Source organism: Sphingobacterium paramultivorum (genome assembly GCF_014109745.1).
Lineage (GTDB): Bacteria > Bacteroidota > Bacteroidia > Sphingobacteriales > Sphingobacteriaceae > Sphingobacterium > Sphingobacterium paramultivorum.
The window spans coordinates 1,411,092-1,433,860 of record NZ_CP058555.1; the positions used below are offsets into that span (position 1 = coordinate 1,411,092).

19 protein-coding genes and 3 tRNA genes are annotated in these 22,769 nt (G+C 41.8%); 7 read left to right on the plus strand and 15 right to left on the minus strand.

Going from position 1 to position 22,769, the window contains the following annotated elements:
* Positions 1 to 40: 40 nt before the first annotated feature.
* A complete protein-coding gene (locus HS960_RS06050; RefSeq protein ID WP_182331820.1) occupies positions 41 to 637 on the plus strand; it encodes an FMN-dependent NADH-azoreductase in 597 nt (198 codons plus the stop codon).
* A gap of 88 nt (positions 638 to 725) precedes the next feature.
* On the opposite strand, the gene HS960_RS06055 is transcribed toward HS960_RS06050, so the two are convergent.
* From HS960_RS06055 to pfkA, 15 genes are all read right to left on the minus strand, one after another.
* Positions 726 to 1,961 (minus strand): RNA polymerase sigma factor, encoded by a 1,236-nt coding sequence (locus HS960_RS06055; protein WP_228280220.1) that lies wholly within the window; start codon positions 1,959 to 1,961, stop codon positions 726 to 728.
* A 5-nt stretch (positions 1,962 to 1,966) separates the two neighbouring features.
* A complete protein-coding gene (locus HS960_RS06060) occupies positions 1,967 to 2,305 on the minus strand; it encodes a YciI family protein (protein ID WP_182331822.1) in 339 nt (112 codons plus the stop codon).
* A 123-nt stretch (positions 2,306 to 2,428) separates the two neighbouring features.
* A complete protein-coding gene (locus HS960_RS06065) occupies positions 2,429 to 3,781 on the minus strand; it encodes an SWIM zinc finger family protein (protein ID WP_182331824.1) in 1,353 nt (450 codons plus the stop codon).
* On the minus strand, positions 3,778 to 6,459 hold the full coding sequence (locus HS960_RS06070) for a DUF6493 family protein (protein ID WP_182331826.1): 2,682 nt from the start codon (positions 6,457 to 6,459) through the stop codon (positions 3,778 to 3,780). Before HS960_RS06070 ends, HS960_RS06065 begins: the two co-directional genes overlap by 4 nt.
* A 74-nt stretch (positions 6,460 to 6,533) precedes the next feature.
* Entirely contained in the window at positions 6,534 to 7,442 is a 909-nt protein-coding gene (locus HS960_RS06075) for an SMP-30/gluconolactonase/LRE family protein (RefSeq protein ID WP_182331828.1), read from the minus strand.
* 45 nt (positions 7,443 to 7,487) lie between these two features.
* Positions 7,488 to 8,561 (minus strand): ACR3 family arsenite efflux transporter, encoded by a 1,074-nt coding sequence (gene arsB / locus HS960_RS06080; protein WP_182331830.1) that lies wholly within the window; start codon positions 8,559 to 8,561, stop codon positions 7,488 to 7,490.
* Positions 8,562 to 8,583: 22 nt separating this feature from the next.
* The gene (locus tag HS960_RS06085; protein WP_075992911.1) at positions 8,584 to 9,003 is read right to left on the minus strand and encodes an arsenate reductase ArsC; all 420 of its coding nucleotides are present in this window, start codon (positions 9,001 to 9,003) and stop codon (positions 8,584 to 8,586) included.
* Positions 9,004 to 9,018: 15 nt separating this feature from the next.
* A complete protein-coding gene (locus HS960_RS06090; protein ID WP_159726381.1) occupies positions 9,019 to 9,588 on the minus strand; it encodes a DUF6428 family protein in 570 nt (189 codons plus the stop codon).
* Between the two features lie 39 nt (positions 9,589 to 9,627).
* A complete protein-coding gene (locus HS960_RS06095; RefSeq protein WP_075992909.1) occupies positions 9,628 to 9,957 on the minus strand; it encodes an ArsR/SmtB family transcription factor in 330 nt (109 codons plus the stop codon).
* Positions 9,958 to 10,147: 190 nt separating this feature from the next.
* A tRNA-Leu gene (locus HS960_RS06100) sits at positions 10,148 to 10,232 on the minus strand.
* Positions 10,233 to 10,237: 5 nt separating this feature from the next.
* Positions 10,238 to 10,310, minus strand: a tRNA-Gly gene (locus tag HS960_RS06105).
* 50 nt (positions 10,311 to 10,360) lie between these two features.
* Positions 10,361 to 10,436, minus strand: a tRNA-Phe gene (locus HS960_RS06110).
* A 175-nt stretch (positions 10,437 to 10,611) separates the two neighbouring features.
* Positions 10,612 to 11,610: a type I glyceraldehyde-3-phosphate dehydrogenase gene (gene gap, locus HS960_RS06115; protein WP_070561154.1), complete on the minus strand. Its 999-nt coding sequence runs from the start codon at positions 11,608 to 11,610 to the stop codon at positions 10,612 to 10,614.
* Between the two features lie 4 nt (positions 11,611 to 11,614).
* Positions 11,615 to 12,466 carry a hypothetical protein gene (locus HS960_RS06120; RefSeq protein ID WP_153844740.1) on the minus strand — a complete coding sequence of 284 codons (852 nt, stop codon included), beginning with the start codon at positions 12,464 to 12,466 and terminating at the stop codon, positions 11,615 to 11,617.
* A gap of 17 nt (positions 12,467 to 12,483) precedes the next feature.
* Positions 12,484 to 13,461 (minus strand): 6-phosphofructokinase, encoded by a 978-nt coding sequence (gene pfkA, locus HS960_RS06125; protein ID WP_075994837.1) that lies wholly within the window; start codon positions 13,459 to 13,461, stop codon positions 12,484 to 12,486.
* Between the two features lie 185 nt (positions 13,462 to 13,646).
* On the opposite strand from pfkA, the gene HS960_RS06130 reads away from it, so the two are divergent.
* From HS960_RS06130 to glmS, 6 genes are all read left to right on the plus strand, one after another.
* A complete protein-coding gene (locus HS960_RS06130) occupies positions 13,647 to 14,318 on the plus strand; it encodes an NUDIX hydrolase (RefSeq protein WP_075992906.1) in 672 nt (223 codons plus the stop codon).
* 169 nt (positions 14,319 to 14,487) lie between these two features.
* Positions 14,488 to 15,087, plus strand: coding sequence for a TetR/AcrR family transcriptional regulator (locus HS960_RS06135; protein WP_153844738.1), 600 nt, complete (start codon positions 14,488 to 14,490; stop codon positions 15,085 to 15,087).
* A 28-nt stretch (positions 15,088 to 15,115) separates the two neighbouring features.
* Positions 15,116 to 16,459 (plus strand): TolC family protein, encoded by a 1,344-nt coding sequence (locus HS960_RS06140; protein ID WP_153844737.1) that lies wholly within the window; start codon positions 15,116 to 15,118, stop codon positions 16,457 to 16,459.
* Positions 16,460 to 16,473: 14 nt separating this feature from the next.
* Positions 16,474 to 17,529: an efflux RND transporter periplasmic adaptor subunit gene (locus tag HS960_RS06145; RefSeq protein ID WP_153844736.1), complete on the plus strand. Its 1,056-nt coding sequence runs from the start codon at positions 16,474 to 16,476 to the stop codon at positions 17,527 to 17,529.
* Between the two features lie 64 nt (positions 17,530 to 17,593).
* Complete coding sequence (locus HS960_RS06150; RefSeq protein WP_153844735.1) at positions 17,594 to 20,776, plus strand: efflux RND transporter permease subunit; 3,183 nt, start codon at positions 17,594 to 17,596, stop codon at positions 20,774 to 20,776.
* A 150-nt stretch (positions 20,777 to 20,926) separates the two neighbouring features.
* The gene (gene glmS, locus HS960_RS06155) at positions 20,927 to 22,768 is read left to right on the plus strand and encodes a glutamine--fructose-6-phosphate transaminase (isomerizing) (RefSeq protein WP_182331832.1); all 1,842 of its coding nucleotides are present in this window, start codon (positions 20,927 to 20,929) and stop codon (positions 22,766 to 22,768) included.
* The last annotated feature ends 1 nt before the right edge of the window (position 22,769 follow it).

Genomic DNA, 22,769 nt, shown 5'->3' on the forward strand with positions numbered 1-22,769 from the left:
TGTTTTTCTTGGTCGTTAAGTCGTAAAATAGTTAAAACGAATGAAGACCATTTTACACATTACATCAAGTGCAAGAGCAGACAGCTCCTATAGCACAAATTTGGGCAAAGAAATTATTGATCGTATCAGAAAAAAATACGGCTCAATATCCGTGATCACATGGGATCTGGTTGATACACCTCCGCCTTTGTATACCCATGAGATGGTTCAGGGATTTTATACTCCAGTAGATACGCCAAATTATCGTTCGATTAAGTCATTGGCCTATGCGAATGATTTAATTGAGCGAATTAATGCGGCAGACATGCTCGTCATCAGTACGCCAATGCATAATTTCGGCATTTCTGCTCACCTTAAAGCATGGATCGATCAACTGGTTCGTTTTGGTGTTACCTACACGTATGATGGCACCGGTAATCGTGTTGGACTTATCGCGGACAAAGATGTCTATTTGGCTATTGCTTCCGGTGGAATGCAAAGTTCATCGCCGGTACAAGACTACATAGCGGATTATCTAGCTGCTGTATTCCGAACCTATGTTGGGATAACGAAAATCCAGACGTATCGGATAGAAGGTACGGTCTTCCCTAATTTTTCACCCGATTACAACGCGATATTGGCTGACTTTCCACACTAAGGTCAAAACAAGGGAATAAAGCTGATACCTTAACCGTTGTTTTTAGCCCAGATCCCAAGTCTTTTGCTTTGGGATCTGGTATCGATTATCACTGGAGTGCAAGGATTTGTTTTTGGTAAACATCCTGTTCAGTTAATGAAGAAGCTAAATTCAGCGCTTTAGTGTAGTTATCAATTGCTTCGGCTTGGTCAAGATCCCGATAGAGGTAGCCCAGTAATCCAAAATAATGGGACATTTTAATGAGATTAAGCTTTTTTGTTTCCTCGATACCTGCCTCTGTGCCATACATCTTGGCATAGGCAAATGCCCGGTTGAGGGCCGTCACGGGGGAGTATTCGATCAGAATCAACTGATTATAAAATTTTAAAATGTATTCCCATTTCGATTGGTTATCCACCACGGTGTGCCAATAAGCGATGGCTGCTTCGATATGGTATTTGGAGGTTTCCTGCGTATCGGTCGCCTGTACCATGTAGAAATTACCTTGATCGATCATATCGCTATCCCATTGTTGCACATCCTGTTGTTCAAAAAGTACGATTGCCCCATCCTTATCCATTCGGGCATCAAGCCGCGAGCTTTGGTAACACATTAACGCTATTAAAGCGTTGGTCTGTGGCAGGTTGGTTGTTTCATGTGCTGTCAACAGGAGAGCTAATCGTATGGCCTCCATGCATAGTTCTTTTCGAATGATGTGATTTTCATGTTGAGCATAATATCCTTCGTTGAAGAGAAGATATATCGTTTTCAATACTGCGGCTAGGCGAGCGCTTATTTGGCTATCGGATAATTCTTTTAGTTCAAATTTGCTATCCCTTAAGGCTGTTTTTGCTCTAAATATGCGCTTCTTTATGGTTTCTTTATTTGTGAGCAGCGCCTGGGCGACCTCTAGGATACTAAATCCGCATAAGATCTGCAATGCTAAACTAATCTGCCCCGCTATGGGTATTATCGGGTCACAGATGGCAAATAGCATCGCCAATTGGCTGTCGCTAATGGTACGTTGGTCTATGTCGTCTGGCAGCGTCTTTTCATTCAGTTCCTTTAAGATATTGTCTTTGACTTTAAGTTCAAAGACAGCCTTATGTTTAAAGTAATCTTTTACCTTGTTTTTGGCGACAGTGTAGAGCCAGGCCTGTGGGTTTGCTGGGATGCCGGTAACTGGCCAGACTTCCGAAGCTTTTAAAAATGTATCGCTGGCAATATCTTCCGCAAGCTGGATGTCGGACAATCCAAAATGACGGCATAATACAGCCGTCATTTTGGAATATAGGTCGCGAAACAGACCTGGTATCAACTCAGCTGTTGATGTAGGCTTTTCCAACGGAATTAGGATTTTAGGAGCTCACGCACTTCAATACTTCCGCCAATTTTAAATATTGGATTCTGTTTGGCAATTTCTACAGCTTCATCAATGTTTTCGGTCCGCACCACAATAAAGCCACTGACGTATTCCTTTAATTCGGTAAAGGGACCGTCGGTAACTACTTGATCAGCGGATATATGTCGTCCACTGTCGATCGTCGGTAAAAGTGTTTTTCCCTTATCCACCAATTTTTCCTGAGCAGCGATACTGGCCAGCCAGTTCATACGCTCCTGCATTTGTGCTGGAGAAGGCTTGAAATCAGCGCCGGCCTTTAGTCTGAAGATTAGCATAAATTCTTTCATCGTTTTTAAATTTTAGTATTTACCATCAAACGATCGAGCATTACAAAAGGGGACATCTGTGCTGGAAATTGAAAAAATAACATAGGAAACAGTCCATTTTAAAATGCTGCGGTGTATGGCAAGTTACGAAATATCACTCAGCTTCATCTTTACTGCCAGGATGTGTTTGCAGAGGCCTCTATTTGTCCTGTTATTCGTAAACCAGGTACAGGTACATTGTAGATCATTCCCTTTACCGACGACAATATGGCTCAGGTCTGCACTGCCTTTTACTTCGGCCTTAATACCATTTTTGTCATGCTGCAGGAGCAGCACTGCATCTTCATCAATCAACTTAACGGCATTTTGCAACCTTGGATTAAAGCGTTTTAAGCGTGAAAGTTTGAATGGAAGCTTTCTGTAAAAATAATTGTTGCTCCACAAATCGTAACCCAATAATCCCATACTGGATAATGAGGCTTGCATGGTTTCCATGGTGCCGAGCTGAATGTCATGTTCTATGGAAACTAGCGTAGGTTGAAAAACCTCATTGGTTTTAAAATAATTATTGATACCCAAGAGCCATTCTTCCGGCAGTTGAACAAGCAGGTTTTCGATATGCTTACTTTCACCAGAAAAACCGCGATAGACGCTTTCGGAAAGTAGAAACAGCATTTGTATGTCCTTAAAATCAAGTACTACCGCTGTACTTTGCTGATCTTCGTGTTTATAGAATGAGACACTGTCTACATGTATAAGGAGGTTTTCGATCAGATTGAGTCGATGAATGCCACCTATTTTTAAACTGTTGGGCTTGGCAACGGCAGAAAAAGTATAGCTGTTGCCCGATTTAGATAAAAAGTATTCGGGCTTAACCGCGCTTTTAGGTATAGCTTTAAAGAGCTGCAAGGCTTCAATTCTGTTCAATTGAAAGGCAAGTTCCATTTGCGATAAGTAGACTTGGACATTGCCTAGTCCTTTAATCCAGCGATCGGGTAGACTCACTTTTTTCTCTGTAGTCTCTGCGCGCGCAGTGATGACTTTCAGCTCATTGGAACCAACGCCTACAATCAATTTATCGGTGCGGTTAACGGTATTGAAAGCTCGGATCGTTACATCGTTAAAATCAACATTGGTACAGCCAGATTGAATAAACTCCCCGTCAATTCCTGTTTGCAGCACGTCAATGCGCGCGTAAACACTGTTGCAGGATGAAAATGCTTCAAAATGAAGCTGGCCATTACCGACAGAAACGATCGGGTCGCGCATATTGATGCGCTGATCTGGGCTAATTGCAAAATGAGAACGTACCGTTTTACCGAGTGTACTTAAACATTTTGAAGCAACAAATGAATTGATAATGCTGCCATGAAAGAAACAGGGAACCTGATTGTCCTGTTCGATTTCAGAACAATGCGCCAGGATGAACGATTTATCCTTACTCCCGATAGCGATCGTAGAAGTATGTTGATACAGATAATCAAAGTCTACATTCATTTGCGTTTTACTTTACTTAAAAATATCGGATTTACTTCGCTTTGAAGTTGGGCCGAAACCTCAACATAATGAGCGACCAATTTCTTGCTGTTTACGGGAAGGTGTTCGTTATCCAGATGTTCCATGGTTTTTTCCAGACATACGAATTGGAACTCTTTGATCTGCTGTGCTACAAATGGCCGATCTAAATATTCGATAAACCTATTGACCGGTGCATATCCGGCAGCAAGTAACCTACCGATGATATCAGCAAGGTAGGAAAGATCCTGTTTTCTATTTAAAAGCGCAAACTGCACATATTCTGTCGCCAGATCTCTCGAGATCTTCTTTTCAAACAATAAACAAACAGCAATATAGAGCCATCCGCTGCCCTGTACCTCCAGGCGATTATCCATCACGAACTGCATCGGGTATAGGCAGTTTTCCATGTCCGGGACTTCATTTCCTGAAGCGGTGTCTGGGATATAACGGCATAACAGCGGACCAATGTATTGAGGTGTTAAGCTGAGTTGAAAGGCAATGGCTTCTCGAAATGTCCTCGAAAAAGGTGCTGTATGATAGAATAACGGTGGGTAATGTTTGGTTTCTTCCTGCCGGCACCAGGTATAATTCCAGTTGTGTTCCAGAAATATTCTGTGCCAGGTTGCGTATTCGTTTTTGTCGACGACAATTTCGAATGTGATCTCAAATGGATTTACGACAGCGGGATAGCTTTTAGCTGAAGTATGTTCAAATTCCGGAAATACCTGATCGGGCTGTTTGATCCGTGTTACCTGAGCCCAGAGTGCCAATACATCTGCTGTAGGCTTAACCTGGTCTGTAGCTCCCAAAAAGTACTGCATCGCAGAAGCGTAATTTCCCTTTAAGGTCTTTACAAGACGAATGGTCTCTTCATCTGTTTGTTGATATAACAATCTGTTACAGGCGACGATTAGATCTTCTATTTCAATGGTAACCTTTTTTTGTTCATACGCGAGTAGGCGTTTTATCAGTACGTTAGGATGCAGGTAAAAGGGGAGGTGACTCGGCGTCGACAGAAATGGTAAGCTGTTGTTGCTGACGAGTTTTTGTCGCATCCAATCTAGCTTATGCTGTGCAAAGGGAATACTATCACTTTTATGGCCAGTTTTTTCGCCGCTATCTTCGCCAATCCAATAATGCATAAAATCAGCGAAAGAGCGCATGTAGTCAATGTCCCAAAAACGGCTGAACAGCTGTTTGCAATAGGGTTTCAATTGCTTTTTGTAGTCGTTGGGGATATCGTTCTGCAACTGATTCAGCCCTTCGAGGAAGAGGTCGAAATCTAGAGCAGACTTCGTTCTGATGAAATGACCGATCTGAAATAACAAAGCATCCCAAGTTGAAGGAATCGTGACCTGCTCCAGTTGTTCTGCCAACTCTTCAAACGCGGGGTCTGCCATGGCGGTATCTGCCACGAAGGGAGTCGCCCGCGCCAAGCCGAGAATTTCGAGGGTCTTAAGTTTTAAATTAGTGCGGTGGGGTTCAACGAGATCTTTCAGGACTTCCGGATCAGCCTGTTCCACTAAAAGCTGGGCACCTTTTTCCTGTACTTTTGAATCAGTCTGGAGTAACAGCATGGATAGATCTGCGGAAATGTCAAGCGATCTATATTCTTCTTTTTTCAGCAGGTGTTCGAGGATATCCAGGCACAGCAGCAGTGATTTTTCTATTTTCTCCTTTGGGAAAATAGTACTCACATGATCAATAAATCCATTTTCATCAAAACCTTCCATTTTATAGATTGTCTTGATCTGTCTGACCGAAAAATTAATAAGGCTTGTATTCGAGGTATTCAGTAGCGAAAACAAGAGCTGTTGTTGCTGTAGATAATCGTGTTGTGTTGTATTAAATATGCCCAAAAGTCGGATATGCCAATCTAAATGTGGCTTCTTCCAGTTATTGAGTAAGGATTCCATTAAATCTGGAATAATAGCGCGGTTAAATACATAGCCCTTCTCCTGCATGATCTGTATGACTTCGGTCCAATATTCAGTCACTTTTTTACAGACATATCCCGTACGTGCTTCCCATTTGGAAAGGTCGAGTACTGGAATTTCATAGCGGTGGAATTGTAGAAATACGTTGTCGATTACCGCAGGATTTTTCAATAAAAAATCGGCTTCCTCTTCTGTATTTCTGTCATGCGTATCTACTGTCAACAAACGAGCAACAAAATAGCTTTCATCAAAGGTGATCCAACCTTGTTGGTAAAATGCCCATAGTACCTTGAAATCAATACCGTCGAAACGTTCCTTTTGTGAAACCTTAACGATCTTATGCAGATAGTCGGGCGGAAAAAGCCGATAAAAGGCCATTAAGGGTTCTACGCCAATGGTTGGATTGCTTAAGTAGGACCTCAATGGGCACAATTGCCAAGTTCCATTTAAGCGTTTAATTTTAGCGATATCCTCAAATTGGCGGGTACAGGCAATAAGTGCAAAATTGAGCGTGGCGTAGACCTGTTGACGGTTCTCATGAAAATCAAGTCGTGCCGGTCCTTCTAAACTACTGTCATCCTTTGCTAAAATATCGCGATCAATATCCAAGGCATGTAAATATGCTATAGTTGCTGCACGTTCATCGGGATTGAGCACTTTACAGTGGTTCAGCACTTCTACCCAATTTTTGTCTCTGATATACTGTTTGAGGTTATTCATACGGTTAATTAAACATTCAAAAATAACATAAATCTGACGAGCTCCTATAAAAAATGTTTTTTCTTTTGTTGGTATTAATCCACTCCCTGGGTATGCATGGGGATCTTATAGATGGCTGTTGATGCGGTTATAAATAAAACCGTACGATCTTTACCACCAAAACAGACATTGGATGTCCATGGTTCATTTACTTCAATATGGCCGATCAGCAGGCCTGTCGGGCTATAAATAAAGACGCCTTTGCCCGTTAGGTAAATATTTCCTTGATGGTCTAATGTCATCCCGTCAGATCCCTGATCGATAAGCGCCGTCTGTCCGCTGAGCTTGCCGTCAGATTCAATGGTGTACTTATACGTTTTATTCCGTTCGATATCTGCGACATAGAGGTATCTTCCATCGGGCGAGCCGACAATGCCATTCGGCTTGCTTACATCATCAGCTACTACGATGGGTTTTTTCGCTTTTCCTGGAGGAAGGTAGTAGACTTTCTGCCTCGCTATTTCTGGCTTTTTCCGGGTCCAATAATCGCGCAGATAAAAGGGGTCTGTAAAGTAGATGCCACCTTTCTTGTCTGCCCAAAGATCATTTGGACCATTCAGTTTCTTTCCGTCGATAGCGGTCAGCAGGACGGTAACCTGACCATCTTTGCTGATTGACCAGATCTCGTTCTTTTCGTCGGCACAGGCAAGGAGCAGACCCTGATGGTTAAAGTACAATCCATTTGCGCGGCCTGCAGAATCTTTAAAAAGCGAAAGTTGCCCTTTGGTGCTATATTTCCAGATTTTGTTATTGGGCTGGTCGGTAAAATAGATGTCCCCGGTCTTGTCCACTGCCGGCCCTTCGGTAAAGGCAAACTGTCGGGCTATTAATTTTAGGCTGTCCTGATGAAACAACTGTGCGCTGAGGTCTAAGCCATTTAAGGAGAAGAGTACGGACAGCAGGAGTGTAGGCCAGTGCCTGCGAGAATGAGCTGAATGGAACATATCAACTAATTTATCAATTTTCTGGCAATAAATAATTTTCTTGGGTTATACCACCTGGCCTTTGTAATATTTCTTTCTTAACCAAAAAGCTACATTGACCAAGGCAATCAATGCGGGCACTTCCACGAGTGGACCGATAACACCGGCAAATGCCTGGCCACTGTTGATGCCGAAGACGCCAATAGCAACTGCAATAGCCAACTCAAAATTATTACCGGAAGCTGTAAAAGAAATGGCTGCATTTTTGGAATAATCTGCGCCCATTCGTTTACCGATAAAAAAGCTCACCAGGAACATAATGGCAAAATAGATCACCAAAGGAATCGCAATTCTGACAACGTCCATAGGAATCTGAACGATCAGTTCACCTTTTAGGCTGAACATGACTACAATTGTAAATAATAACGCGATTAAGGTGATGGGAGAGATCAGCGGTACAAATTTGCTTTGGAACCATTCTTCTCCATTTAACTTAATCAGGCCATAACGGCTGATTATGCCCAGTGCAAAGGGAATACCCAAATAAATTCCGACACTTTCCGCAATCTGACCGATCGAAATATTGACATCAAGACCTTTCATCCCAAATACTGGAGGCAGAACAGTGATAAAGATATAAGCATAGACGCTGTACAATAAAACCTGAAAAATGCTATTGAGGGCGATGAGTCCTGCAGCATACTCGCGGTTTCCTTCTGCGAGCTCATTCCATACAACGACCATTGCAATGCAGCGGGCTAGCCCGATAAGAATAAGGCCGATCATATATTCGGGATAGCCCCGAAGAAATACAATCGCCAGGATAAACATTAAAATAGGCCCTATGATCCAGTTCAGGAGTAGGGAAGTCCCCAGTATCTTTGTGTCCTTAAATACGTTGCCCATATTTTCATATTTCACCTTGGCAAGTGGTGGATACATCATCAGGATCAGGCCAATGGCAAGTGGAATATTGGTGGTGCCGCTCGAGAAAGAATTGATAAAATCAGATGAAGACGGGAAAAGGAATCCAATAGATACTCCGATTGCCATCGCCAGGAAAATCCATAAGGTAAGGTATCGGTCGAGGAAACTCAGTTTTTTCCTTTCATGTGCTGGGGCGCAGTTGTTGGCTGACATATTTTTTTGTTAGTGGGTATGTTTATTTATCGAGATTTTCCGCTACAAATTCAGCACTGTATGTTTTGATAAGATCACGTACCCTTCTGAATTCATTCATAACTTCTTCCTCCGTCCCGGTAGCTTTTGCCGGGTCTGGGAAATTGTAATGTAGTTTTTTAGCCCTTGAAGGAAAATATGGACAACTCTCTTTGGCATTATCACAGACCGTAATTACATAGTCAAAGTCTATTGCCGCATACTCATTGACATGATTAGAGGTGTGGGATGAGATATCAATGCCGGCTTCAGCCATAACCTGAATGGCTTTAGGGTTAACGCCATGCGTTTCTATACCGGCGCTATAAACCTCGGCTCGGCTACCTGCGAAATGTCTTAAAAATCCTTCTGCAATTTGGCTGCGGCAACTGTTGCCGGTGCAGAGTACCAATATTTTTTCCATTTTTTAATGTTTTGATTAGCAGCAGCCGCCACCAGGTTTACAAACGGGGCCATCAGCAGCCAGATTAACCATTTCCAGCTTTACAGGTTCGGCTTTAGCAACGGGTGCGCAGCATTCTTCTCCAGCTGACGTGTTGCCACAGCTTCCTCCACGGTTAATGGCTTTGCACTGGGTATAATCTGGAGTAAGGTTAACGATTAAATCTTGTCCGGACACGGTAAAATTACCCGGATACATTTGGCGTGTATCGAACTGCGAGTTGCCAAATTCAATTTTTACAATAGCATTGGGATTAAGCGGCAATTTCTTTTCAACGATATCCACGATAGACATCGCTTTACTTGCTTGCATTGCACGGCCTTCTTCTGTTTCCCTTGGTTCCCATAGTTGGACAATGATTTCAGTCCAGGAGTTCATTACGCCACCACAATCGACGGATACGATAGGAGCCTGTTTGATTTCTGTAATATGGTAGGAGGGATCTACCCATTTACCTTCTGCATATTCAAATTGTAAAATTTGATTCGGGTTTTGCTGGAGCTGCGTTTTAAACGTTTCCCAGTTGATAAATGCGGAGTTGCTCATGTTATATTGCAATTTAACGATTAATTGATGTAAATTTTTTTAGCAACAGTTTGTGTTCTCTTTATAAGAGTCAAAGAAAGCTGCCAGGTTTGTTTTCAATAATTTCCACGCTTTCGGTTCAATGCAATAGCATACCCGTACACCCTCAATGGTGCCCTGGATAATACCCGCATTCTTCAATTCTTTAAGGTGCTGGGAAATTGTTGGCTGTGCCAATCCTAGTTCCTCAACCAGATCACCACATATACACGAATTTGCACGGATGATGGATTGAAGGATCGCAATACGGGCAGGATGGCCCAATGCTTTGAGCATTGTGGCGAGCTGATTCTGCTCTTCTGTGAATATTTCTGTCTTAGTAAGTCCCATAATGTTATTGCAATATTACGATTAATTTTTCTAAAATCCCAAATTGGAAACATAAAAATTATGTTACGATGATATTAATCGTAGTACTGCGCTCAAATCGAACTCGAAATGGCCTAATATTAAATTTGGGGCAAAGGGTTTATATTGGTATAAAAAAAAAGAGACAACCGATATTCGGCGTCTCTTTTTGTACCTAGGGCGGGAATCGAACCCGCACTCCCTTAACGGGAACAGGATTTTAAGTCCTGCGTGTCTACCAGTTCCACCACCTAGGCAGGTGAGCGAAAAACGAGATTCGAACTCGCGACCCCAACCTTGGCAAGGTTGTGCTCTACCAGCTGAGCTATTTTCGCATTGGAATTATTATTCTTTCAATCTATCAGAACCTTGCGTTCTTCCTTTTTGGTGGTGCCAGCTGGATTCGAACCAGCGACACAAGGATTTTCAGTCCTTTGCTCTACCAACTGAGCTATGGCACCTTTTCAATTTAGCTGTCTGCCTTATTGATGATGCAAATATAGACGGATTATTTGAATTACGAAAGCTAAAAGCGCTTTTTTTTGCGTTTAAACGCCAACCTGCTGATTTTTAAGGAAAAAAATAAGGGGCTATTCGTGTAGAATAGCCCCTTTATAGGATTACTGGTCGAGTTGATTAAGACAATTTACCAACTTCTAATACCAAGTCAACGATTTTGTTTGAATATCCCCATTCGTTGTCATACCAAGATACAACTTTAACGAAGTTATCATTCAATGAAATTCCTGCTTTTGCATCGAAGATTGATGTACGTGCATCACCTAAGAAATCTGAAGAAACAACTTCGTCTTCAGTATAACCTAAGATACCTTTCAATTCGCCTTCAGAAGCTTCTTTCATCGCAGTTTTGATTTCTTCGTATGAAGCACCTTTGTTCAAACGTACTGTTAAGTCAACAACTGAAACGTCTGCTGTAGGAACGCGCAAAGACATACCTGTCAATTTACCTTTCAATTCTGGAAGAACCAAACCTACTGCTTTAGCAGCACCTGTAGATGAAGGGATGATGTTTTGGTATGCACCACGACCACCTCTCCAGTCTTTTACTGAAGGACCGTCTACAGTTTTTTGTGTTGCTGTAACCGCGTGTACTGTTGTCATCAAACCTTCAACGATACCAAATTTATCGTTTAATACTTTAGCGATAGGCGCTAAACAGTTTGTTGTACATGAAGCGTTTGAAACGATGTGTTGATCAGCTTTCAATTCTTTGTGGTTTACACCCATTACGAAAGTAGGGGTGTCGTCTTTCGCTGGAGCAGACATCACTACTTTTTTAGCACCTGCATCGATGTGTTTTTGAGCCAACTCTTGAGTCAAGAAGAAACCTGTAGATTCGATGATTACTTCAGCACCTACTTCATTCCATTTCAAGTTTGCCGGATCTTTCTCAGCTGTAACACGAATAGTTTTTCCGTTAACAACCAAATTACCGTCTTTTACTTCTACAGAACCGTCAAATTTGCCATGTGTTGAATCATATTTCAACATATAAGCCATATAATCTGGTTCAACTAAGTCATTGATACCAACAATTTCAATTTCTGGACGATTGATAGCCGCTCTAAATGCTAAACGACCAATACGGCCAAATCCGTTAATTCCAATTTTCATATTCTTAATTTTTATTGATATAATATTTAATTAAATTATGTATCGGCTCTTTTACAACAGTACCAATACTGATATTAAATTCGTCTGTGGCAACTTCCCGAAGCAAGTGCTCATAATTAAACGCTACTGAACCCGTAAAGTTTACATCACTGTCCGGATATTCTTTCATCAATGGCTTGATGTAGGTTTTTATAAACGTACGAAGCCCATTTTTAACCAATTGACTCATGAATAGATGATCCTTATTTTCGAGGACAAAGTCGGTAAATGAATTCAGAAAATTTGTCGGTTGTGGGGAAATATACACCCTTTCCAAAATGGTTTTCTTATCGATGTTAAATTCTCTTTCCAGTTTGTCCCGCAGATCAACAGGTAAGGTATCTGTCATATAATGTTTGAGCAACTGCTGGCTGTTCCAGTTTGTCGCCCCTTCATCGGCCAGAATATAACCTAGACCATAGTTATTGTCAATGATTTTTTTCCCTGTATAAAAAGCTGCATTTGATCCACTGCCAATGATGCCAATAATTCCTCTTTCGTCGCCGAAAGTCGAAATTGCCGAAGCAATGACATCATGATCAACCCGTACGCGCGCATTGACGAAAAAACGTTCGAGGACGTTTTTTATTTTATCCTTACGTTCCTTCGACGAAGATCCCGCACCAAAAAAATAGATCCGTCTGATTTTTTCGGCGTTGTTGATCAGGTTGGTGTTTTTATGCAAATGCTGTAGTATGGAGCGCTCATCTTGAAGATAAGGATTGATCCCGTTCATGCGGAACCCCGTGGTGATCCGCCCCTTGTCAGCCAATCTCCAGTCGGAAAATCGAGACCCACTATATACTACTGCTATCATGTCTGTTCAAATTATGATTATAAAATCTCAGCCATCTCCAATAAATCAGGGCTAAGTTTAATTTCCTTATTGCTGATTGCTTCTTCAATTGGAGTTGTCTTGATTTCATTACCACGAAGCCCAACAGTAACTCGTGTGTTTCCGGCCAATAATTCATTGACAGCAGCAAAGCCCAATCTACTCGCAAGCACGCGGTCGAAACTCGTTGGAGAACCACCGCGTTGCAAATGCCCTAATATACTAACTTTCGTGTCGTAATGATCAAACTTTTCTTTTACTTTTTTTGCGACATAATAAGCACCGCCGTTTTGGTCGCCCTCTGCGACAATAACAATAGACGACGATTTCTTCTTAATGGCACCGTCTTCTAAATGACGGATTAAATCGTCAATGGCGGTTTCTTTCTCTGGAAGTAAGATTGCTTCGGCTCCGCCAGCAATGCCTGCATTCAATGCAATACAACCTGAATCCCGGCCCATTACTTCAACAAAGAAAAGACGTTCATGTGACGCCGCAGTATCTCTGATTTTATCAATAGCTTCAATTACAGTATTGTTGGCCGTATCGTAACCAATGGTATAATCAGAACCATAAAGATCGTTATCTATCGTGCCGGGTATACCTATAATAGGTATCTCAAATTCTTTGGAGAAAAAATTAGCCCCTGTAAAGGTACCGTCACCACCAATGACCACCAATGCATCCACACCAGCAGCGATCAGGTTGTCATATCCTTTTCGACGGCCTTCCGGCGTCTTAAACTCCATGCAACGCGCTGTTTTTAATATTGTACCACCACGTTGTATAATATTGCTGACCGAACGCGTATCCATTTCTATGAAATTTGCGTCGATCAGACCTTGGTATCCTTGATAAATACCCGTTACTTGCAATCCCTTATGTAATGCTGTTCGAACAACAGCACGAATACAGGCATTCATCCCAGGAGCATCACCTCCCGACGTCAATACACCTATTTTTTTAATTTCTTTTATCACACGCTATATTTTAGGTTTTACGAATATAAGATTTTTATAGTGTATATTCTACACTTTGAATAAATTTTTCAATATTTTTTTGCGCATCACGTTTAGGAAGCGTATAATTGTTACAGATAACCCGATGATTAGTAACCGCTAAATTTAGCTCAGTATATTGCACATAAATAAATTTAGAAGTTTTGTATAGTAATTTTACCGTTGACTGTGTCATATTAGGCTTTCACGAAGGAGAATTAAAAGTTCTTTTGGCCGAAAGAAATGAATATCCTTTTAAGGATTGGTGGGCATTGCCAGGTTTTTTCGTGGATAATGACGAAGAGATGGAAGATGCCGTAAAACGAATTTTGTATGAGAATACAGGTTTGAAAGATGTATTTATGGATCAACTGCATTCCTTTGCCGGATTAAAACGGCATCCAAAGGGGCGGATTCTGACGGTGGCCTATTACGCCCTCGTGCAGCTGGATAATACCAAATTGAAAACCAAACCTGTTACAAATTATATGAAACAGGCGAAGTGGTTTCCCGTTCGGAATGTACCTGAACTGGCATTTGACCATAAGCAGATTTTGGACCTCTGTCTGGAGCGATTGCAGCGGCGCCTTGCTTATAAGCCGATTGCTTTTGAGCTGCTGCCCGAAAAATTTACCCTCACCCAGTTACAGCTGGTGTATGAGGGAATCTTGAATAAACCACTCGATAAACGCAATTTTAGAAAGAAAATGCAAAATTATGGCTTTCTAAAAGAACTCGACGAAGTGCAGACTGGAGTTGCCTATCGTGCAGCACGGCTCTATAAACTGGATAAACGAAAATTTTTAAAACATTTTCAGAACACGGTCGCATTCTAACAGATCTGTTCGTATAATAAAAGGCAAACTCGAGAGTTTGCCTTTTTTGTTGTCAGGTTAATATCAAAATTATTACAATTTCAAAATTTATTTTGCCCAACATGTTACTTTTTATATTTTTGAACAATTTTTGATAAAAGTCAGAAAGTAGAAAGGAGTTTTTTGAAGAATGGAAGATAGAAAAGATCAAATCATTCATGCGGCGATAAGACGCTTTATGCATTACGGTTTTAGTAAGACTACGATGAATGAAATTGCGGAGGATATAAAAATTACCAAAGCGAATTTGTACTACTATTATTCGGAAAAGAATGCACTTATACGGGATGTGATTGTGCGTTTGACGGATGAATATAGGGAAGAGGAGGAGAAGATGGTGGCTGTGCATGTGGGCACTACCTACGAGCTGATCATGAAAATACTGGAACTGCGCGATGCATTTGTCCGGAAATACTATATGCTGCACATGAACGAAAATCTGGAATGGATCAAGGGACTTTCCATGCAGGATTTTTTTCAGTGTCTCCACAATCGTGATGTACAGGCGCTGTATGAAATTCTTCAAGTGGGCGCTCAAAAAGGGGAACTGAATGAAGAGCATCTTTATGAAACGGCCGAAATCTATGTGGAATTGATGAAGAGCTTATCCTTGATGTGCAATATCTCGGATATCATTTCGGGGATTCCAAATCAGGATCGTTTTGATGAAGTGTTGCAAAAACAAAAGCTGGCTACCAAGCTGTTTTTTAATGGTATAAATAAAAAGTAGATATAAAATTAGGACAAATAAATTAGGAATGAAAACAATCAGAATACTAGCCAGCCTTTTATTAGGTACGATGGTTTTCCAGAGTCATGCACAGCAACAATTGAGCTTAAGTGATGCGATTAAATTTGCTTTGCAGAACAAAGCTGATGCGAAAAAGGCAGGGCTCGATGTCATAAATGCCGAACATAAAATCGCGGAAGTTAAATCAGGCGCATTGCCACAAGTGAATTTTAATGGTGGAATTACCTACAATCCAATGATCCAAAAAGTTGCTTTACCAGGAGAGCTTGTTGGTCAGCCAGGTACAACCGTTATGGCAGCTTTTGGACAAAAATGGCAATCCACAAATTCAATAAGTTTAAACCAACAGCTGTTTAATCAAACGGTATTTACTGGATTGAAGGCTGCTAAAACTACACGTGAATTTTATGTAGTCAACAAGACTTTAACAGATGAGCAGCTGATTGAGAAAGTGGCAAATAGTTATTATGATGTTTATCAGTCCAAATTGCAATTGAAAACTGTAGATAACAACTTGGAGAGCACAACAAAAACAAGGGATGTTATCGAGGGGTTGTTTAAAAATGGGTTAGCCAAGAAGATTGATTTGGACCGTACAAACGTTGCCGTGACGAATTTAAAAGCCTCTAGACAACAGCTGATAAATGCTGTTGAGCTAAAGGAAAATGCGTTGAAATTTGTGATTGGCATGTCCATGTCGGAGCCGATTTCCATGCCGAGCTCCACCTTTGAGACCGTTGCCTTAGATGCTGTATATAATCCGCTAGACGTTTCTGACAGGACGGAGATTCAGGTGTTGGCAAAACAAAATGAATTGCTTGAATTAAATAAAAAAGCAGAGATCTCCAAATATTATCCGACGCTGTCGTTGACTGCCAACTATGGAAGACAGGGTTTGGGACCTGTTTTTCCTTTATTTTCTAAAGCTGAAGGTGTAAATTGGTCCGGCTTTTCGGGTATCGGACTTAATCTGACCGTTCCTATTTTCAACGGATTCCTGACACGATCGAAAGTTCGTCAGGCGCAAATTGATATTGATAAGTTACAGGTGGATATTGCTGATACGAAACTGGCCTTAAGTATGGCAGCAGAGAATTCAAAGGTTCAGATCAAAAACTCCTTGTTGACGATCGAGTCGAATCGCAAAAATGTGGATTTGGCGAAATCGGTATTGGAAGATACAAACAACAACTATAAAAATGGTCTAGCGACATTGACTGATCTTTTGGATGCAGAAAACGCTTATGCAGATGCACAAAATAATTTAAACACTTCCTTGCTGGATTATAAAATTGCTGAAGTTCAGCTGATCAAAGCAAATGGAAAACTTAAATCACTCATTAACGAATAATTGACTAATACAATATGAAACGCGGAATTATTACCCTACTTATTATTGCTGCTGGTCTAGCAGGAATATTTTTTGTGTTAAATAAGAATAAAAAGAAAAACGAAGCCGAAACAGCAGAAGTAGCCAAGAAAAATGTGGCTATTGCTGTGCGTATCGATACAGCAAAAGTATCTTCCATGGATTTACGCTATACTGCTAACGGAACATTTTCTCCGAAACAGGAAGTAACTGTTTCGGCTGAAACTGCCGGCCGGGTAGTGAAAGTATTGGTTGATGAAGGTTCTCATGTGAGTGCGGGACAGACTTTGGCGATCATCGAGGGTGATAAACTGAATGTGAACGTGGCGAATGCGCAAGCCGCATATACCAACGCGCAGGCTGATCTGAATCGCTTTGAAAGTGCTTTTTCTACGGGAGGTGTAACCAAACAACAGTTAGACCAGGTGAAATTGCAATTTGAGAATGCGAAAAATAACTTAAGAGCTTCTAAATTGAATGCTGGCGATGTAACCATCAAAACGTCGGTATCAGGTATCGTCAATTCACGTAAAATCGAACCGGGAACTTACCTGAGTGTCGGTGCTGCGGCCTTCGATATTGTGAATGTTGCTACCTTGAAATTGCGTGTCAATGTAGACGAAAAGAATGTGGCGACCTTAAAGATCGGTCAATCTGTTGATGTGACAGCGAGTGTGTATGCAGACCAACGCTTTACTGGTAAAGTAACTTTTATTGCACCTAAATCGGATGGTAGCTTAAATTTCCCAGTAGAAATCGAAGTAAATAATGCATCGAACCAATTGCGTGCCGGTATGTATGGTACGGCCATCTTCGGCGAAGGCGTTGCCAGCAATACATTGATCGTACCACGAAATGCTTTTGTGGGTAGTGTGAGCGACAACAAGATCTTTGTGCTGAAAAACGGTAAAGCAATCGAAACAAATGTCAAATCGGGTAGAAACTTTGGTGATTACATCGAGATCTTAGGTGGTTTGCAAAATGGCGATCAGGTGATTGTTTCGGGTCAGATCAATCTATTTGACCAAAGCCCTGTAGAGATAATTAAATAGAGCATACTGTAATCAGTAGCAGATGGAACCCCGGTTGCATGGCTATTAAAAATAAATTATTCGAATGAAAATTACCGAAATATCGATAAAACGCCCCAGTATAATTATCGTATTATTTATAATACTGACATTAGGCGGGTTGTTTTCTTATACGCGATTGGGCTATGAATTGGTCCCTAAATTTGAAATTAACGTCATTACGGTACAGACGGTCTATCCGGGAGCTTCACCTGCAGAGGTTGAGAGCTCGGTGACCAAAAAAATAGAGGATGCAATTTCATCCCTGGAAAGTATCAAAAAGGTGGAGTCGACTTCGTTGGAAGGGGTATCGATTGTCATGATTACCCTCAACAACGGCGCGGATGTCAACTTCCTACTTACCGATGCTCAACGGAAAATCAATGCCGTAATCAACGATTTGCCGGATGATGTAAAGACACCTTCACTCTCCAAATTTTCCCTGGATGATGTGGCCATCATGAGTTTGGCCGTCACTTCCAACTTATCGGAGAAAGAACTCTATGATCTTTTGGATAATAAAATCCAGCCGGTCTTTGCGCGGATCAATGGTGTTGCAAAAGTAGACCTGATCGGTGGCGAGGAGCGTGAAATCCAGATCTCTGTAGATCCGAAGAAAATTGAAGGTTATGGACTGACAATTTCTCAGGTACAGCAAATAGTAGCTGCATCCAATCTCGATTTCCCGACAGGTAACGTAAGTACCCGCGATAACCGGACAACCATCCGTCTTTCGGGTAAAGTAACTTCGATCGAGGAGCTGCGTAACCTCCCGATCACAACGCCGGCAGGGGTGCAGATCTATCTGCGCGATATCGCCGATGTACGGGATGGTATCAAAGAGATTGAAAAAGTGGCCCGCCTGGACCGTCAGAATACGATCTTATTGCAGGTCTTTAAACAGTCTGATGCAAATGCGGTAGCGGTGTCCGAAGCGGTGAAGAAAACGATTGCTGTACACGATAAAAGTGGAAAAGTAATTAGTGGTGTAGAGAAGGATTATGCGGCACAGAATATTAAAATTCTGGTGGCCAATGACTCTTCAGAATTTACATTGAATGCGGCCGATAACGTGATCCACGACTTAATGATTGCCATTGCCTTGGTGGGCTTTATCATGTTGTTCTTCTTGCAGAGTTTACGTAATGCGGCGATCACCATGGTGGCGATTCCTTTATCTTTGATTGCAACCTTTATTGGCTTGCTTTTGATGGGCTATACCCTGAACTTGATGTCTTTATTAGGTTTATCTCTGGTGGTAGGTATTCTCGTGGATGATGCGATCGTTGTTATCGAGAATATTCACCGCCACATGGAGATGGGTAAAAACAAAGTGCGTGCGGCATTTGATGGTGCTTCGGAAATTGGATTTACGGTAACGGCGATCACCTTGGTTATTGTGGTGGTGTTCCTACCGATCGCGATGTCTACGGGCTTGGTGGCTAATATCCTGGCACAATTCTGTGTGACTGTAATCATCTCGACTTTATTATCCTTATTGGTGTCATTTACGGTAGTGCCTTGGTTATACTCGCGTTTTGGTAAATTGGAGCACTTGAGCAAAACTTCTTTCTTTGGCCGTATTATTCATGGTTTTGAAAGCGGTTTGAACAGCTTTACACATTGGGTTGCAGGATTGTTAGTTTGGGCCTTAAGAACCTGGAAAACCAAGTTGGCAGCTTTATTATTGGCCATTGGTTTGCTTGCGGCATCGTTTGTTTTGGTTGGTAAGGGGTATATCGGTTCGGATTTCTTCCCGAGTATCGACCGTAAGGAGTTTTTCATCCAGTTGGAACTCGATAAAGATGCTTCCCTGGAGAAGACCAACTTATTGACGCAGAAAGCGGAGGCTTATATTAAATCGAAACCCGATGTCAAAGAAATTATTACGACAGTGGGACAGTCTTCGGATGGTATGGCTTCGACAACGGGTTCGCGTTACAAATCGGAGATCCACGTGATCCTCGACAAAGAAAATTTTGAGGGCAACTCACAGGTGTATTCAGCGACATTAAAGCGTGAACTGGAAAATAAGCTGATCGGTGCAAAAATCAAAACCGTCAATGTGGGTATCATGGGAGCGGAGCAGGCACCATTGAAGCTGACCATCATCGGTGCTTCTGTCGAAGATGCACAGGAATTTGCAGAGAAGGCGGCAGATCAATTGCGCAAGATCCCTGGAGCAGCGGGTGTCAAATTGACTTCTGAAGCGGGTAATCCCGAGATCAATGTGAAGATCGACCGTGATAAAATGACCTCTTTGGGACTAAATGTCTCTACTGTGGGTATGACGATGCAAACGGCATTTTCAGGAAATACGGATAACAAATACAGAGCCGGCGATAATGAGTACGATATCAATATCCGCTATGCGGAAAATGGTCGTGCCAATATCGACAACGTGCGTGATCTGAAATTTATCAATAATCAGGGTGCTTCTATTTCTTTGGATCAATTTGCCAATGTTACTTTTGGTTCGGGACCTACTTTGTTGGAACGTCGCGACAAGTCGCCGGCAGTATCCATTCAGGGACAGGCGATCGGTAGACCAATGGGTACCGTAGCGCAAGAGTGGCAGGCACAGTTTGAAAAACTGCCGCGTAAACCGGGGATCGTCTTTATCTGGGGTGGTAATATGGAAAACCAAACCGAAGGTTTTGGTACTTTGGGAATTGCCTTATTGGCATCTATTATCCTAGTATATTTGGTAATGGTTGCTTTATACGATAGTTTTATCACACCATTTGTGGTCTTATTCTCGATTCCATTGTCGTTTATCGGAGCCCTGTTATTCTTGGCTTTGGGAAATCAGACCTTGAATATCTTTACGATTTTGGGTATCATCATGTTGATTGGTCTGGTGGCCAAGAATGCGATCATGCTGGTTGATTTTGCCAACCATCGTAAGGAAGCTGGCGATAGTACGCACGATGCATTGGTGGCAGCCAATCATGCACGTCTTCGTCCGATTTTGATGACGACAATTGCCATGGTATTTGGTATGATTCCTATTGCAATCGCTACTGGAGACGGTGCCGATATGAATAGAGGTCTTGCGATTGTTATCATCGGTGGTTTGTTATCTTCTTTATTTTTAACCTTGGTTATTGTACCGGTGGTATACTCCATTTTTGACAGTCTTCAACGTCGTTTTGGCAAGAAAGAAAAAACAAATTATGAAGCCTTGATGAAGGAAGATTATGACCATGTAGATGTGGCAGAACACTAAAAAATAATACATTTTACAATAGAAAAAGGCGGCTAATGTTTCATTAGCCGCCCTTTTTGTGTTAATTTTAGGTTAATCAATCGATTGCGTAGATATTTTTTATTACATTGCGGCGCATTAACAAAATATACACTTAAAATTGAGACATACATGTGTGGAATTGTAGGATACACAGGTTATCGTCAGGCGTACGGTATCGTCATTGACGGATTACAAAAGTTAGAATACCGTGGTTATGATAGTGCTGGAGTGGCATTGCATAAAGGTGAGCAGATCGATGTTTACAAAAAAACAGGTAAAGTCGCAAACTTGGAAGAGTTTGTGTACGACAAAGATCTGCAGTCGACCACAGGGATAGGCCACACGCGTTGGGCTACCCATGGTGAGCCTTCTGACCGGAATGCACATCCGCATTATTCCAACAGCGGACGTATCGCGATGATTCATAATGGCATCATTGAAAACTATGCTTCCTTAAAATCGGAATTAATCAATAAAGGTTATACGTTTAAAAGTGATACCGATACAGAGGTTCTGGTCAACTTTATCGAAGAAATCCAATTGCAGAATGAATGCTCTTTAGAAGAAGCGATTCGCATTGCTTTGAAACGGGTCGTAGGGGCCTATGTGATCCTCGTATTGGAGGCCGGTCATCCGGATCGTATTATTGCAGCGCGTAAAGGAAGTCCTTTGGTGATTGGTATCGGTAAAAATGAGCATTTTTTGGGTTCAGATGCTTCCCCGATGTTAGCATACACCAAAGAAGTTGTTTATATCAATGACTACGAACTAGCCATTATCACACCGGAGGAGTTGATCCTTAAAAATCTTGGTAATGAGCGCATCACGCCTTATGTCCAAAAATTGGATCTGGAGTTGTCGGCTATTGAAAAAGGTGGCTTTGATCACTTTATGTTGAAAGAGATCTTCGAGCAACCGCAAACGATCTTTGACTCCATGCGTGGACGTCTGGATCTGCAATCCCATCAGATTACACTGAGCGGCATTGAAAAATTTGCGAATGAGATCAGCAATACCAATCGCATTGTGATTGTTGCCTGTGGTACGAGCTGGCATGCCGGACTTATTGCAGAATATGTTATTGAGGAATTATGCCGTATTAATGTAGAAGTTGAATATGCGTCGGAATTCCGCTACCGTAATCCGGTTATTCATCCGGGGGATGTTATCTTGGCGATTTCCCAAAGTGGTGAAACGGCTGATACATTGGTTGCATTGGAAAATGCGAAAAAACAAGGCGCTATCATATTGGGTGTTGTCAATGTTGTTGGATCTTCTATCGCACGACTTTCTGATGCAGGTGCCTATACACATGCTGGACCTGAAATCGGCGTAGCGAGTACAAAGGCATTTACGGCACAGTTGACTGTATTGAACCTGATTGCCTTAAAGATTGCTTCTTTGAGAGGCTCGATCAGCGAAGAACGTTATCAAAAACTTGCGCAGGAATTAAATGAAGTGCCTGAAAAGGTGGAGTGGATTTTGGATACGCAGGTCGATAAAATCAAGGCCATTGCCAAAAAGTACAAAGATGCCCGAGACTTCCTTTTCTTGGGTAGGGGGTATAATTTCCCGGTTGCCCTGGAAGGCGCGCTTAAACTCAAGGAAATTTCTTATATCCATGCCGAAGGTTATCCTGCAGCAGAAATGAAACATGGACCTATCGCATTGGTTGATGAGAACTTGCCGGTTGTTTTTATCGCTACAAAAGATACTTATCACGAGAAGATTGTTTCAAATATTCAGGAGATCAAAGCGCGTAAGGGAAAGATTATATCGGTGGTTACCAAAGGCGATACCGTTTCTGAAAATCTATCGGATGATTTTATGGAAATTCCGGAGGCAGATGAGATCATTGCTCCATTGATTTCGGTTGTACCATTGCAATTACTATCGTATTATATTGGTGTAGAGCTAGGCTTGGATGTGGACAAACCACGTAACCTGGCGAAGTCGGTAACTGTAGAGTAAG